14 protein-coding genes are annotated in these 12,796 nt (G+C 74.1%); 8 read left to right on the plus strand and 6 right to left on the minus strand.

Going from position 1 to position 12,796, the window contains the following annotated elements:
* Nucleotides 1–10: 10 nt before the first annotated feature.
* The 3 genes from ACFOSY_RS23640 to ACFOSY_RS23650 form a co-directional block, all read right to left on the minus strand.
* Complete coding sequence (locus tag ACFOSY_RS23640; protein WP_394310147.1) at nucleotides 11–625, minus strand: AAA family ATPase; 615 nt, start codon at nucleotides 623–625, stop codon at nucleotides 11–13.
* Nucleotides 626–657: 32 nt separating this feature from the next.
* Nucleotides 658–1,329 carry a response regulator gene (locus ACFOSY_RS23645; protein WP_394310149.1) on the minus strand — a complete coding sequence of 224 codons (672 nt, stop codon included), beginning with the start codon at nucleotides 1,327–1,329 and terminating at the stop codon, nucleotides 658–660.
* 111 nt (nucleotides 1,330–1,440) lie between these two features.
* On the minus strand, nucleotides 1,441–2,643 hold the full coding sequence (locus ACFOSY_RS23650) for a sensor histidine kinase (RefSeq protein WP_394310151.1): 1,203 nt from the start codon (nucleotides 2,641–2,643) through the stop codon (nucleotides 1,441–1,443).
* 159 nt (nucleotides 2,644–2,802) lie between these two features.
* Here ACFOSY_RS23650 and ACFOSY_RS23655 point away from each other — a divergent pair, with 159 nt between their 5' ends.
* Complete coding sequence (locus tag ACFOSY_RS23655; RefSeq protein WP_394310155.1) at nucleotides 2,803–3,822, plus strand: SAM-dependent methyltransferase; 1,020 nt, start codon at nucleotides 2,803–2,805, stop codon at nucleotides 3,820–3,822.
* Nucleotides 3,823–3,849: 27 nt separating this feature from the next.
* On the opposite strand, the gene ACFOSY_RS23660 is transcribed toward ACFOSY_RS23655, so the two are convergent.
* Entirely contained in the window at nucleotides 3,850–5,001 is a 1,152-nt protein-coding gene (locus tag ACFOSY_RS23660) for an NADH-quinone oxidoreductase subunit D (RefSeq protein WP_394310157.1), read from the minus strand.
* A gap of 31 nt (nucleotides 5,002–5,032) precedes the next feature.
* Between ACFOSY_RS23660 and ACFOSY_RS23665 the strand changes: the two genes are divergently transcribed.
* Both ACFOSY_RS23665 and ACFOSY_RS23670 read left to right on the plus strand, forming a co-directional pair.
* A complete protein-coding gene (locus ACFOSY_RS23665) occupies nucleotides 5,033–5,578 on the plus strand; it encodes a PH domain-containing protein (RefSeq protein WP_394310159.1) in 546 nt (181 codons plus the stop codon).
* Nucleotides 5,575–6,909, plus strand: coding sequence for a PH domain-containing protein (locus ACFOSY_RS23670; protein WP_394310161.1), 1,335 nt, complete (start codon nucleotides 5,575–5,577; stop codon nucleotides 6,907–6,909). The genes ACFOSY_RS23665 and ACFOSY_RS23670 overlap by 4 nt, the downstream gene beginning before the upstream one ends.
* 95 nt (nucleotides 6,910–7,004) lie before the next feature.
* On the opposite strand, the gene ACFOSY_RS23675 is transcribed toward ACFOSY_RS23670, so the two are convergent.
* The gene (locus ACFOSY_RS23675; RefSeq protein WP_394310164.1) at nucleotides 7,005–8,384 is read right to left on the minus strand and encodes a hypothetical protein; all 1,380 of its coding nucleotides are present in this window, start codon (nucleotides 8,382–8,384) and stop codon (nucleotides 7,005–7,007) included.
* A gap of 542 nt (nucleotides 8,385–8,926) precedes the next feature.
* On the opposite strand from ACFOSY_RS23675, the gene folP reads away from it, so the two are divergent.
* The 5 genes from folP to ACFOSY_RS23700 all read left to right on the plus strand — a co-directional run bounded on the left by folP (nucleotide 8,927) and on the right by ACFOSY_RS23700 (nucleotide 12,001).
* Entirely contained in the window at nucleotides 8,927–9,835 is a 909-nt protein-coding gene (folP, locus tag ACFOSY_RS23680; protein WP_394310166.1) for a dihydropteroate synthase, read from the plus strand.
* Entirely contained in the window at nucleotides 9,832–10,341 is a 510-nt protein-coding gene (locus tag ACFOSY_RS23685) for a nuclear transport factor 2 family protein (RefSeq protein ID WP_394310168.1), read from the plus strand. The genes folP and ACFOSY_RS23685 overlap by 4 nt, the downstream gene beginning before the upstream one ends.
* A gap of 141 nt (nucleotides 10,342–10,482) precedes the next feature.
* The gene (gene folB, locus ACFOSY_RS23690) at nucleotides 10,483–10,842 is read left to right on the plus strand and encodes a dihydroneopterin aldolase (RefSeq protein WP_006132613.1); all 360 of its coding nucleotides are present in this window, start codon (nucleotides 10,483–10,485) and stop codon (nucleotides 10,840–10,842) included.
* Nucleotides 10,839–11,450, plus strand: coding sequence for a 2-amino-4-hydroxy-6-hydroxymethyldihydropteridine diphosphokinase (folK, locus tag ACFOSY_RS23695; protein WP_394310171.1), 612 nt, complete (start codon nucleotides 10,839–10,841; stop codon nucleotides 11,448–11,450). Before folB ends, folK begins: the two co-directional genes overlap by 4 nt.
* Nucleotides 11,451–11,512: 62 nt before the next feature.
* Nucleotides 11,513–12,001, plus strand: coding sequence for a DUF3180 domain-containing protein (locus tag ACFOSY_RS23700; RefSeq protein WP_019526730.1), 489 nt, complete (start codon nucleotides 11,513–11,515; stop codon nucleotides 11,999–12,001).
* Nucleotides 12,002–12,084: 83 nt separating this feature from the next.
* Here the strand turns inward: ACFOSY_RS23700 and folE are convergent, their stop codons facing one another.
* Nucleotides 12,085–12,690: a GTP cyclohydrolase I FolE gene (gene folE / locus ACFOSY_RS23705; RefSeq protein ID WP_006132610.1), complete on the minus strand. Its 606-nt coding sequence runs from the start codon at nucleotides 12,688–12,690 to the stop codon at nucleotides 12,085–12,087.
* Nucleotides 12,691–12,796: the final 106 nt, after the last annotated feature.

Raw genomic sequence — 12,796 nt, forward strand, 5'->3', positions numbered from 1 at the left:
GACGGACGTCTCAGCCCAGGCGGATGTGGCGGACGCCCACGGCCGCCGGGCGCAGCCGGGTGCGCACACGGCCTTCGTGGTTGGGGCGCAGGGTGAGGCCGGCGAGGACGGCGATGCGGTCGGCCGTCTTCGGCACGGTGCTGTGGTCGGTCCACAGGTGCTCGGCGAACTCCGGTCCGGCGAGCCGCTCCAGGCAGTGGCCGAGCCGCTCGACCGCCCAGCTCTCCCGCCGCAGGCCGCCGCCGACGAGATGCCCGAGCCCCCGCTCCCGCAGCCGCCGCAGCACCGTCTCCCGCTCGGCGAGCAGCGTGAAGTGCCGTACGTCGTGCCCCAGTTCGCGCAGCCGTCCCACCGTCTCGGCGAAGTGGCCGGGGTCGGTGACGGTCATCGGCGCGATCACCACGCCCTCGCGCCGGGTCAGGGTGAGGTCGAGGACCTCCACGACACCCTGCCGCCAGGCCTTCAAGTCCTGGAAGTCACCGCGCAGTTCAGGCGGCAGCATGCGGTGGAGGCCGAAGCCGGGCTGCTCGGGGTCGCAGACGACGCTGCCCGGCAGGCGGCGCCGTATCTCGTGTGCGGTCTGTGTCTTGCCGCCCCCGAAGGGGCCGTTGATCCACAGGAGCATGCGCGGCACCCTACCGGGGGCCGGGGCGTCGCTCAGCCGTGTCCGCCGGCCCGTACCAGGCCCGTCTCGTAGGCGAGGACGACCACCTGGACGCGGTCGCGCAGCCCCAGCTTGGTGAGGATGCGGCCCACGTGCGTCTTCACGGTCGCCTCGGACAGCACCAGCCGGGACGCGATCTCCCCGTTGGACAGGCCCTGCGCGACCAGCACCATGACCTCGCGCTCGCGTTCGGTGAGCCGCTCCAGCTCCTTGTGCTCGGGCTGCTTGCCGCTGCTGGGCAGCATCGGGGCGAACCGGTCGAGGAGCCGGCGGGTGGTGGAGGGGGCCACGACGGCGTCCCCGCTGTGCACGGCACGGATCGCGGTGAGCAGCTCGCCGGGCGGCACGTCCTTGAGCATGAAGCCGGACGCGCCCGCCTTCAGCCCGGAGAAGGCGTACTCGTCGAGGTCGAAGGTGGTCAGGATCAGCACCTTCGGCGGGTCGGTGTCGGCGCAGATCCGGCGGGTGGCCTCGACGCCGTCCAGCTTCGGCATGCGGACGTCCATGAGCACCACGTCGACGGCGGTGCTCCGCAGCACCTCCAGGGCCTCCACGCCGTTGCCCGCCTCCGCGACGACCTCCATGTCCGGCTGGGCGGCGAGCACCATCCGGAATCCGGTGCGCAGCAGCACCTGGTCGTCGACGAGCATCACGCGGATCGTCATCGGGGCCTCTTCCGTTCGGTGGTCCGGGTGGTCTCGGTGGTGGTCACTGAGGTTGCGACCGGGTCGCCGCTGGGGGCGTGACAGGTGTCAACCGGGGGCGTGCGCATGCGGTCAGTGCGCCGGTTTGAGGGGCAGCAGCGCGCTGATGCGGAATCCTCCGCCCGGCCGCGGCCCGGCGTCCAGCGTTCCGCCCACCATGCCGACCCGCTCGCGCATGCCGATCAGGCCGTGCCCCTGGCCGTCGAACCCGCCCTCCTCGTACAGCTCGTGCGGGGCGCCCTTGCCGTCGTCCTCCACCAGCAGGCCCAGCCCGTCGTCGAAGTACACCAGGCGCACGCCGGCGCCCGCGTTGGGACCGCCGTGCTTACGGGTGTTGGTCAGCGCCTCCTGCACGATCCGGTAGGCGGTCAGCTCGACCCCCCGGGGCAGTTCGCGCGGGGTGCCCTCGACCTTGAAGTCCACCGGCAGCCCGGACTCCCGGCACTGCTCGACGAGGTCCTCGATCTGCTGGAGCCCCGGCTGCGGCACGTACTCCCCCGCCTCCTGGTGCTCGCCGGTCCGCAGCACGCCCAGCAGGCGGCGCATCTCGGCGAGGGCCTGGCGGCCGGTGCCGGAGATGGTCTCCAGGGCCTTCTTGGCCTGGTCGGGCGCCGCGTCGAGGACGTAGGCGGCGCCGTCGGCCTGCACCACCATCACCGACACGTTGTGCGCGACCACGTCGTGCAGCTCGCGGGCTATGCGGGCGCGTTCGGCGGCGACCGCCACCTTGGCCTGCGCCTCGCGCTCCTTCTCCAGCCGGGCGGCCCGCTCCTCGAGCTGCGCGAAGTACGCGCGGCGGGTGCGTATGGAGTCGCCGAGCACCCAGGCGAGCGCGAACGGCACGGCCAGGATGATCGACAGGGCGACGTTCTCGAACGTGCTGGAGTGCGGGCTGGGCCAGCGCAGCTGGGCGAGCGGGGCGGCACACAGACCGGCGGCCAGCGCGACGCGGGAGGCCCACCGGGCGCCGACGGCCGCCACTGTGTAGACGATCACCAGCAGGGCGAAGTCGGCGGGCCCCGTGGCCACGTCGAGCACCAGCTGCGCGAGGCCCACCCCCAGGGCGAGCACCAGCATCCGCTCCGGCATCCGGCGGCGCAGCGCCACGACCAGGGACAGCAGGAGCACGACCGGCACGGTGAGGGCGGGCAGCTCGGTGCCCCGGGACTCCTCCGTGGTCGCTCCGCCGATCACCGAGAGCCCGAACAGGATCACGGCCCAGAAGCCGTCGACCCACGTCGGGTGCCTGCGGAGGAAGTCATAGAGGCGCTGCACGTAACCCAGCGTAGGGAAGCGAAATGCGTGCAGGGGTCAACCGGAGGGTCGATCCCCGTGCGCCGCGTGTACTCCCCAAGGTGGAGGCCGGTCCGGTGCGCGCACGTAGCCTGGGCCGGTGCGGAGGGCGACGGCGGACGCGGGGCGGCGGTGAGACCGGTGACGGCGGGTACGGAAGGGGCGGCGGAGAACGGTTTCCGCGGGTGGCGGGAGGCGGCCCGGGAGGCCCTGTACGGCCCGGACGGCTTCTACCGCCGCCCCGGCGCGGGCCCGGCCGGGCACTTCCGGACGTCCGTGCACGCCTCGCCGCTGTACGCACGCGCCGTGGCGCGGCTGCTGTGCCGGGTCGACGAGACGCTGGGACGGCCGCCGGCGCTGGACTTCGTGGACATGGCGGCCGGGCGGGGCGAACTGGTCACCGGGGTGCTCGGCGCGCTCCCCGCGGACGTGGCGGACCGGGTGCGCCCGTACGCGGTCGAGCTGGCCGCGCGGCCCGAGGGTCTTGACGACCGGATCGTGTGGCGGGACGAGCCGCCCGAGGGCGTCACGGGGCTGCTGTTCGCCAACGAGTGGCTGGACAACGTGCCGGTGGACGTCGCCGAGGTGGACGCGTCCGGCACCCCGCGGTACGTGCTGGTGCGGGCGGACGGCGCCGAACGGCTCGGGGAGCCGGTCGCAGGCGCCGACGCCGGCTGGCTGGACCGGTGGTGGCCGCTGCCGCCCGAGGAGGGCCTGCGCGCGGAGATCGGGCTGCCCCGGGACCGGGCCTGGACGGCGGCCGTCGCCACGCTGGAGCGCGGCGCCGCCGTCGCCGTGGACTACGCGCACACCGCCGGCGCGCGCCCGCCCTTCGGGACGCTGACCGCGTTCCGGGAGGGCCGGGAGACGGCGCCCGTGCCGGACGGCTCCCGCGACCTCACGGCGCACGTCGCGCTGGACGCGTGCGCCACCGCCCCCGCCCTGCCGGGCGCCCGCCTGCTGACGCAGCGGGACGCCCTGCGCGCCCTGGGCGTCACGGGCGGGCGCCCCCCGCTGTCCCTGGCGAGCAGCGACCCGGCCGGCTACGTCCGCGCCCTCGCCGCCGCCGGGGAGGCCTCCGAGCTGACCGCGCAGGGCGGCCTCGGCGACTTCGGGTGGCTGGTGCAGCCGGTGGGCGCCGGAGACGTCCTGGCCGGCTGACAGCCGCTTCCCGGAGTACGTGCCGCGCTACTTGTCGATGTCGCCGACGACGAAGAACATCGACCCCAGGATCGCCACCATGTCCGCGACCAGCGTGCCCGGCAGCAGCTCGGTGAGCGCCTGGATGTTGTTGTACGACGCCGAGCGCAGCTTCAGCCGGTACGGCGTCTTCTCGCCCTTGCTGACCAGGTAGTAGCCGTTGATGCCGAGCGGGTTCTCGGTCCACGCGTACGTGTGCCCCTCGGGCGCCTTGAGCACCTTCGGGAGCCGCTGGTTGACCGGGCCGGGCGGCAGCTCCGCCAGCCGGTCGAGGCAGGCGTCGGCGAGGTCCAGGGAGTTGTGCGTCTGCTCCAGCAGGCACTCGAAGCGGGCCAGGCAGTCGCCCTCCTCGCGGGTGACCACCTTGAGGACGTCGCCCAGCTCGCCGTAGGCCAGATACGGTTCGTCGCGGCGCAGGTCGAAGTCGACGCCGGAGGCCCGCCCGATCGGCCCGCTCACCCCGTACGCGTGCACCGCCTCCGGCGACAGCGCGCCGACGCCCCGGGTGCGGCCGCGGAAGATCTCGTTGCCGAGCACCAGGTCGTCGATGCGGTCCATGTGCGAGCGCACCTCGGCGACCGCGGCACGCGCGCGTCCCGTCCAGCCCGCCGGGAGGTCCTCCTTGAGGCCGCCGACACGGTTGAACATGTAGTGCATGCGCCCGCCGGAGACCTCCTCCATGACGTGCTGGAGCTTCTCGCGCTCGGTGAAGGCGTAGAAGATCGGGGTGATGCCGCCGAGCTCCAGCGGATAGGAGCCGAGGAACATCAGGTGGTTGAGCACCCGGTTCAGCTCGGCGAGCAGCGTGCGCAGCCACACCGCGCGCTCGGGGACCTCCATGCCGAGCATCCGCTCCACGGCGAGGACCACGCCCAGCTCGTTGGAGAACGCCGACAGCCAGTCGTGCCGGTTGGCCAGCACGATGATCTGCCGGTAGTCACGGGCCTCGAACAGCTTCTCCGCGCCCCGGTGCATGTAGCCGATCACGGGCTCCGCCCGGACGATCCGCTCGCCGTCCAGCACGAGCTTCAGCCGCAGCACGCCGTGCGTGGACGGGTGCTGCGGGCCGATGTTGAGCACCATGTCGGTGCTCTCCGCCGCGCCGCCGATTCCGACCATGGTCTCGGTCGTAGGAGTCATGCACACAGTCTGTCCTACGTACGCTGGCTCCATGGAAACGGGGAGCCCGCAGGACATGGGTACGGCGGACGTGCCGGACGCGTCGGACGCGCCTACGACGGCGGACGGCGGCGCGGAGCCGGTCTGGCGGGCGCTGCCGCCCGGGCTGCTGACGATGCGGCGGCTGCTGCTGGTGGTGTGGCTGGGGCTGCTGACCCTGGCCACCGCCCTGGTCCCGGGCCTGCTGGCCGGGCCCGCCTGGGGCGCCTTCGCGGTGCTGCCGCTGGCCCTGCTGCTGTCCGGCTGGGTGATGCTGGAGCGCAACTGGCGCTCCTGGCGGTACGCCGAGCGCGCCGACGACCTGCTGATCAGCCGCGGTGTCCTCTGGCACGAGGAGACGGTCGTGCCGTACGGGCGGATGCAGCTCGTGGAGGTCACCTCCGGGCCCGTCGAGCGGCACTTCGGGCTGGCCAGCGTCCAGCTGCACACGGCCGCCGCGGCCACCGACGCGACCATCCCCGGGCTCGACCCGGCGGAGGCGGAGCGGCTGCGCGACCGGCTCACCGAGCTGGGCGAGGCCCGTTCGGCGGGGCTGTGACCGCGCCCGGCGTCCCGGAGGACGTGCCCGGCCGGCCGCTGGTGACCGAGCGGCGGCTGCACCCCGTCACGCCGCTGCGGCGGGCGTGGGCGCCGGTGGCCGTCCTGATGGGCTGGGTGGTGCACGACCCCGACGGGGCGCAGCGCCAGCTCACCCGGCTGACCACGACCACGCTGCTGGTCGGGCTCGCCGTGCTCATCCCGGCCGCCGCCCTCTACGGCTTCCTGAGCTGGTGGTTCACCCACTTCGCGGTGACCGACGGGGAGCTGCGGGTGCGCACCGGGCTGCTGTTCCGGCGCACCGCGCACATCCGGCTGGAGCGGATCCAGGCCATCGACGTCACCCAGCCCCTGCTGGCGCGGGTCGCGGGGGTGGCGAAGCTGAAACTCGACGTCGTCGGCGCCGACAAGAAGGACGAGCTGGCCTTCCTCGGGGCCGGCGAGGCGCGGGCGCTGCGCGCGGAACTGCTGGCGCGGGCCGCCGGGTTCGCCCCGGAGACCGCGCACGAGGTGGGCGAGGCGCCCGCACGGCAGATGCTGCGGGTGCCGCCGCGCGTGCTGGCCGTGTCGCTGCTGCTGACGGGGGCGCCCTGGGCCTGGCTGCTGGTCGCCTCCGTCGCGCTGCCGCTGCTGTGGCTCGCCACCCACAGCCTGTGGACGGTGCTCGCGGCGGGCGTGCCGATGCTCGGCGCGGCCGGCGCGAGCAGCGTGGGCCGCTTCGTCGCCGAGTACGACTGGACGCTGGCCGAGTCGCCCGACGGGCTGCGCATCGACCACGGGCTCCTCGACCAGGCGCACGAGACGGTGCCGCCCGGACGGGTGCAGACCGTGCGGCTGGTCGAGCCGCTGCTGTGGCGGCGGAGGGGCTGGGTGCGCGTGGAGCTGGACGTGGCCGGGTCGTCCAACTCCCTGCTGCTGCCGGTGGCTCCGCGCGCGATGGCGGAGTCGGTCGTCGCGCGCGTGCTGCCCGGGGTGACCGTGCCCCCGCCCGAGGCGTTCTCCCGCCCGCCGCGCGGGGCGCGGTGGTGCGTGCCGGTGTGGTGGCGGGGCCACGGGTTCGCCGTCACGGACGCGGTGTTCGCCGCCCGGCGCGGTCTGCTGCGGCGCACCCTGGCGCTGGTGCCGCACGCCAAGGTGCAGAGCGTGCGGCTCGCCCAGGGACCCTGGCAGCGGACGCACGGCCTCGCCGACGTGCACGTGGACACCGGCGCCGGCGGCACCGTCACCGCCCGGCTCCGCCCCGCCGACGAGGCCGCCGCCCTGCTCCACGCCCAGGCCGAACGCTCCCGCACCGGCCGCCGCGACGCCCTCCCGGACCGCTGGATGGCCTGACCGACGGCGCCGTACCTACGTGGCCTGACCGGCGTCCGTACATGCGAAAGGGGCCCCCGCCGGTCGGGCGGGGGCCCCTTCGCTGTCCACGGGCGTCAGGACACCGCGCTGCGCAGGCCCTGGACGTCGATACGCTCGGTCTCGTCGTGGGCCGTCAGGTCGATGACCTGGCCGGCGCGCGTCTCCTCGGAGGCGGGCTTGTACTGCGCCTCCTCCTCCGCCTTGTGCAGCGCGAGCGCCTCCTGGCCGACGACGTCGGCGAGGTCCTCGTTCTGCACGGCGTCCAGGGCGGAGCGCCGCGCGTCCTGCTTGGTGCCGAAGAAGTCGAACCCGTCGTCCTGCACGGGCCGCCGCACCGGCTGCGTCGGCGGGACGACCGCCACGGCGGTCGGCACGGTGAAGTGCCCGGCGGGCCGCCGCACGGCCGGGGCGGCGGAGGCGGCCGGTGCGGTGGGGGCGGCCGCGCGCTCATGGTCGCCGGCCGCCCGGGACTGCCCCCCGGCCTCGTCCTCCTGCGCCGGCTCGGGCTTGCGCCGCTTGGCCGGGCCGGGCCCGTCGTCCTCGGGGGTGCCGCCGTCCTTGCCGGCGGTGCTCTGCGGGGCGTCCCCGGCCTTCGCGGCCCCGGGGGCGCTCTCCTTGCGCGCGGCCGGCACGGAGGGCTTCGCGGCCGTCTCCTCCGGCGCGTCGGAGTCCGCCTCCCGGGTGGCCTTCCCGGCCGTCTCCCCGGTGGCCTTCCCGTCCGCCTCCCCGGCCGTCGCCTCGGGCTGCGGCTCGTCCTTCGGCCCGCGCTGCCCCGCGAACCGCGCCAGTGCCGCGTCGGCCTTCAGGTACAGCTTCGAACCCTCCGGGGAGAAGACGCCGGAGGTCGTCTCCTCCTGGGCGTCCTCCGTGCGCTCGGCGTCCGCCGTCGTCTCCGTCTCCGGCGTCTCCGTCTCCGGCTCGGAAGCGGCGGACTCGGCTGCGGCGGGCTCCGGGTCGGGCGTCGCCGACGCGCCCGCGGGCAGGGCGCGGGCCGGGACGGCCGCCTCGATCTCCAGCACCCGGCGTTCCTCGAGGACGTTCGCCCGCTCGGCCTCGGCCGCCGCGTACCGGCGCAGCAGCGCGGCGTGCTCGTTGCGCAGTCCCGCCAGTTCCGCGCGCTTGGCGCGCAGCCGCTGCTCCAGCTTCTGGCGCAGCTCGCGCGACTCCTCGAGGTCCGACTCGAGTTCGGCGACGCGCTCCTCGAAACGCCACTCGTCGCTCGCCCGCGCGCGCGTGAGATCGGCGACGCGTTTGCCCGCCTGGGCGTCCCAGTGACGCATCACGACGGCGCCCACGACCGCCGTGGCCGCGGCGGCCGCGGCCAGGAGACGGAGCACCACCGGTTGGGTGAACACCCAGGGCCCCAGGGCGCAGACGACGGAGACGCCTGCGATCGCCGACGGGGGCAGCATCCTGTGCAGAGGCGGGGAATGACGGTGACGTCCACGTGGCATGGCCAGAAACTTACCGCGCGTAGGCGAATGATGGTGGCCCGCCCCGTAAAAAGAAAGCCACACGCAACGTTTCACAGGCCGTCAGCGAACGGGGCCGTGCGTGAATAGCGGTAAACCGGATTTACTTCAAGATCGTTTATGCGGCCCGCCCGGCGCGCAACTCGTCCTCCGTACATTCCGGTTGACCGCCGCCCCGGCCCCGCCGGACGCCCCGCCCCGGCGCCCCCGCCGCCCTCCCCCACCGGCCCGTCCCACGCCCGTTCCGCACCCGCCTCTCGCCCGTTCCGCCCCCGCCCCGCCCTCCGATTCCGCCCCGCCCTCCGATTCCGCCCGCCGGCACCCTCCCGTCCCGCCCCTCTCCGATCCGTTTCCCCGCCTCGCCGCGAACCCCGTTTCCGTCCCCTTTCCCGCTCACCCCCGCCTTCCGCGCGCCCCCTCACCGCAATGCGGCCCGAAAGGCCCCGCCAATGTCCGCCCACGGCGTTTCCCGCGCGCCGGGCCCGCGCGGCACCACGCACCCTCCCTGGGCCTACGCTGAACGTATGAGCACTCACAGCGGACGCCGTCAGGTCGCGGGCCTCCCCCACCGGGACCGGTGCGCGGTCATGGGAGTCGTGAACGTCACCCCCGACTCCTTCTCCGACGGCGGACGCTGGTTCGACACCACCACGGCCGTCAAGCACGGCCTCGACCTGGTCGCCCAGGGCGCCGACCTGGTGGACGTCGGCGGCGAGTCCACCCGCCCCGGCGCCACCCGCGTCGACGAGGCGGAGGAGCTCAGGCGCGTCGTCCCGGTGGTCCGCGGTCTCGTCGCGGAAGGCGTCACCGTCTCCGTCGACACCATGCGCGCCTCCGTCGCCGAGCAGGCGCTCGCGGCCGGCGCCGCCCTGGTCAACGACGTCAGCGGCGGCCTCGCCGACCCCGCCATGACCGGCGTCGTCGCCGCCGCGGGCGCCCCGTTCGTCGTCATGCACTGGCGTGGCTTCCTGGAGGGCGGGAACGTACGGGGCGTGTACGACGACGTGGTCACCGAGGTCGCCGACGAGCTCCACGCGCGCGTGGAGGCCGTCCTGGAGGCCGGCATCGCCGCCGACCGTGTGATCGTCGACCCCGGTCTCGGCTTCTCCAAGGACGCCGAGCACGACCTGGCGCTGCTCGCCCGACTCGACCGCCTGCTGGGCCTCGGCCACCCCCTGCTCGTCGCCGCGTCCCGCAAGCGGTTCCTCGGCCGGGTGCTGGCGGGCTCCGACGCCCCGCCTCCGCCCGCCCGCGAACGCGACGCGGCCACCGCCGCCGTCACCGCCCTGGCGGCCCAGGCGGGCGCCTGGGCGGTGCGCGTGCACGAGGTCCGGGCCAGCGCCGACGCCGTACGGGTGGTCCGCGCGATACAGCGAGCCCGCCCCGACGACCGGCCCACATCCCCCGAGCACGGTGCGGAAGGAGCCCGGTGACCGCACCCCACACCGACGTCGAGCAGGTCGAGGCCGCCAACACCGCCTTCTACGAGGCACTGGAGAGAGGCGACTTCGAAGAGGTCGCGTCGGCCTGGCTCACCCCTTCCGACCTCGGCGTCGACGAGTCGTACCACGACCCCGCCGACAGCGGCGTGGTCTCCTGCGTGCACCCCGGCTGGCCGGTGCTGACCGGACGCGGCGAGGTGCTCCGCTCGTACGCGCTGATCATGGCGAACACCGACTACATCCAGTTCTTCCTCACCGACGTGCACGTCTCCGTGACCGGGGACACCGCCCTGGTGACCTGTACGGAGAACATCCTCAGCGGCGGACCCGCCCCCGAGGCCGGCGAGGAGCTGGGGCCGCTGGTCGGGCAGCTCGTCGTCGCCACCAACGTCTACCGGCGCACCCCCTCCGGCTGGAAGCTCTGGTCCCACCACGCCTCCCCGGTGCTCGCCGAGGAGGACGACGACGAGGACGACGACACCCCGACCCCGCCCTGACCCGCGAGACGTGGCGGTTCTCACCCCGCCGGGCACGGCCGCCGGGACCGGCGCCCGCCGCGGGTAGATTCGGGAGAAGGCCGGTGTGCCGACCGCACAGGGCACCGACCGGCCGGACCGACGACAGCAGGAGTGATTCGCGTGGATCGTGTCGCGCTGAGCGGCCTGAGGGCCCGCGGGCACCACGGTGTGTTCCCCAAGGAGCGCGAGGAGGGCCAGACCTTCCTCGTGGACCTCGTCCTCGGCCTGGACACCCGCCCGGCCGCCGCCGACGACGACCTGACGAAGACCGTGCACTACGGCATCGTGGCCGAGGAGGTGGTGGCCGTCGTCGAGGGCGAGCCCGTCAACCTCGTCGAGACCCTCGCCGAGCGCATCGCCCAGGTCTGCCTGAAGCACGACGTCGTGCAGGAGGTCGAGGTGCGCGTCCACAAGCCGGACGCGCCGATCACCGTGCCCTTCGACGACGTGACCGTCACCATCACCCGGAGCCGCGCATGACCAGGCCGACCACCTCGGGCCACACCGACCCGACCGTCCAGCCCGTCCCCGCCTCCGTGGTCGAGCAGGTGGACGCCGCCGACACCACCCTCCAGAACCCCAAACGGGCCGTGGTGTCCCTCGGCGCCAACCTGGGCAACCGCCTGGAGACCCTCCAGGGGGCCGTGGACGCCCTGGAGGACACCCCGGGCATCCGGGTCAAGGCGGTCTCCCCCGTGTACGAGACGGAGCCGTGGGGCGTCGAGCCCGGCAGCCAGCCGTCCTACTTCAACGCGGTCGCCGTGCTGAAGACGACCCTGCCGCCGTCCTCCCTGCTGGAGCGCGCCCAGGCCGTCGAGGAGGCCTTCCACCGCGTACGGGACGAGCGCTGGGGCCCGCGCACCCTGGACGTCGACATCGTCGCCTACGCCGACCTGCACTCCGACGACCCGCGGCTCACCCTCCCGCACCCGCGCGCCCACGAGCGCGCCTTCGTGCTCGCGCCCTGGCTCGACATCGACCCCGCCGCCGAGCTCCCCGGACGCGGTCCGGTGGCGGACCTGCTGGACGCGGTCACCCGGGACGGTGTCACGCCGCGCGCCGACCTGGAACTCCGGCTGCCCGAGTAGCCGTTAAGGTCGAGGACGGCCACAGCCCGGGGCCACCGGCCCGGGGAACGCGAAGGGACACCGTGAAAGAGCTGCGCATCAGGGTGCTGGCGGGCGTCTTCGTCGTCGCCGGAGTCCTGTCCTGGGCCGGCGCCCGCCTGTGGAACTCGCTGGGGACCCTCCCGAGCGTGCCCGTGGCCGCGCCGATCGTCCTCGCCCTGATCGCCACGGTCCTCGCGGCCACCGCGCTCTCCCTGCGCGCCCGCCTCAAGGCCCAGCGCGAGCGCCGGCCGGACGCCAAGGGCGTCGACCCGCTGCAGGCGGCCCGCGCGGTCGTGTTCGGACAGGCCAGCGCCCTGGTGGCGGCCCTCGTCGCCGGCCTCTACGGCGGCACGTTCGTGGTGCTGCTGGGCTCCCTCGACATCCCCGCCCGCCGCGACCAGGCCATCTACGCCGGCTTCTCCGTGGTGGCGGGCATCGGCGTGATAGCGGCGGCCAAGTTCCTGGAGCACGTCTGCAAGCTCCCGGACGACGAGGACGACGACCACCCGGGCACGGCCCCGGCGAGCTGACGGCCGTACGGGCACAGACACAGGCAGAAGGAAAGGGGCACGGTTCGCGCGAACCGTGCCCCTTTCCTTCTGCCCGAACGGCGTCAGCGCGCCATGATCAGGCTCATCGCCTCGTTGCGGGTCGCCGCGTCCCGCAGCTGGCCCCGCACCGCCGAGGTGATCGTCTTGGCGCCGGGCTTGCGGATGCCCCGCATCGACATGCACATGTGCTCGCACTCCACGACCACGATGACGCCGCGCGGCTCCAGGATCTCCATCAGGGAGTCCGCGATCTGCGTGGTGAGTCGTTCCTGCACCTGCGGGCGCCGGGCGTAGACGTCCACCAGCCGGGCCAGCTTGGACAGGCCGGTGATCTTGCCGCTGGTCGACGGGATGTACCCGACGTGCGCCACGCCCCGGAACGGCACCAGGTGGTGCTCACAGGTCGAGTACACCTCGATGTCCTTGACCAGCACCATCTCGTCGTGCCCGATGTCGAACGTCGTCGTCAGCACGTCCTCGGGCTTCTGCCACAGCCCCGCGAAGATCTCCCGGTAGGCACGGGCCACACGCGCCGGAGTCTCCTGCAGACCCTCACGGTCCGGGTCCTCGCCCACCGCGATCAGCAGCTCGCGCACGGCGTTCCGGGCCCGCTTCTCGTCGAACTCACCGACGGGGGCTATGCCGTCCAGCGTCACGGGGTCGGTCATGGGTGCCTCGTTCCTGTGCCTGCACGCGTGACGGGCACGCGTGTTGAACCGCGGTTACGCAAAATGCCGCGTCCCCCAGGCTAGAACCAGGGGGACGCGGCATCCA

Origin of the sequence: Streptomyces lusitanus, from assembly GCF_042647945.1 — a bacterium.
In the GTDB taxonomy this organism is placed as follows: Bacteria; Actinomycetota; Actinomycetes; order Streptomycetales; family Streptomycetaceae; genus Streptomyces; species Streptomyces pseudogriseolus.

Bases quoted from the DNA above. Each gene is read 5' to 3' on its own strand.
- ACFOSY_RS23640 (WP_394310147.1), bottom strand. From the start codon at position 625: ATGCTCCTGTGGATCAACGGCCCCTTCGGGGGCGGCAAGACACAGACC.
- ACFOSY_RS23645 (WP_394310149.1), bottom strand. From the start codon at position 1,329: ATGACGATCCGCGTGATGCTCGTCGACGACCAGGTGCTGCTGCGCACC.
- ACFOSY_RS23660 (WP_394310157.1), bottom strand. From the start codon at position 5,001: ATGACTCCTACGACCGAGACCATGGTCGGAATCGGCGGCGCGGCGGAG.
- ACFOSY_RS23665 (WP_394310159.1), top strand. From the start codon at position 5,033: ATGGAAACGGGGAGCCCGCAGGACATGGGTACGGCGGACGTGCCGGAC.
- ACFOSY_RS23675 (WP_394310164.1), bottom strand. From the start codon at position 8,384: ATGCCACGTGGACGTCACCGTCATTCCCCGCCTCTGCACAGGATGCTG.
- folP (WP_394310166.1), top strand. From the start codon at position 8,927: ATGAGCACTCACAGCGGACGCCGTCAGGTCGCGGGCCTCCCCCACCGG.
- folK (WP_394310171.1), top strand. From the start codon at position 10,839: ATGACCAGGCCGACCACCTCGGGCCACACCGACCCGACCGTCCAGCCC.
- folE (WP_006132610.1), bottom strand. From the start codon at position 12,690: ATGACCGACCCCGTGACGCTGGACGGCATAGCCCCCGTCGGTGAGTTC.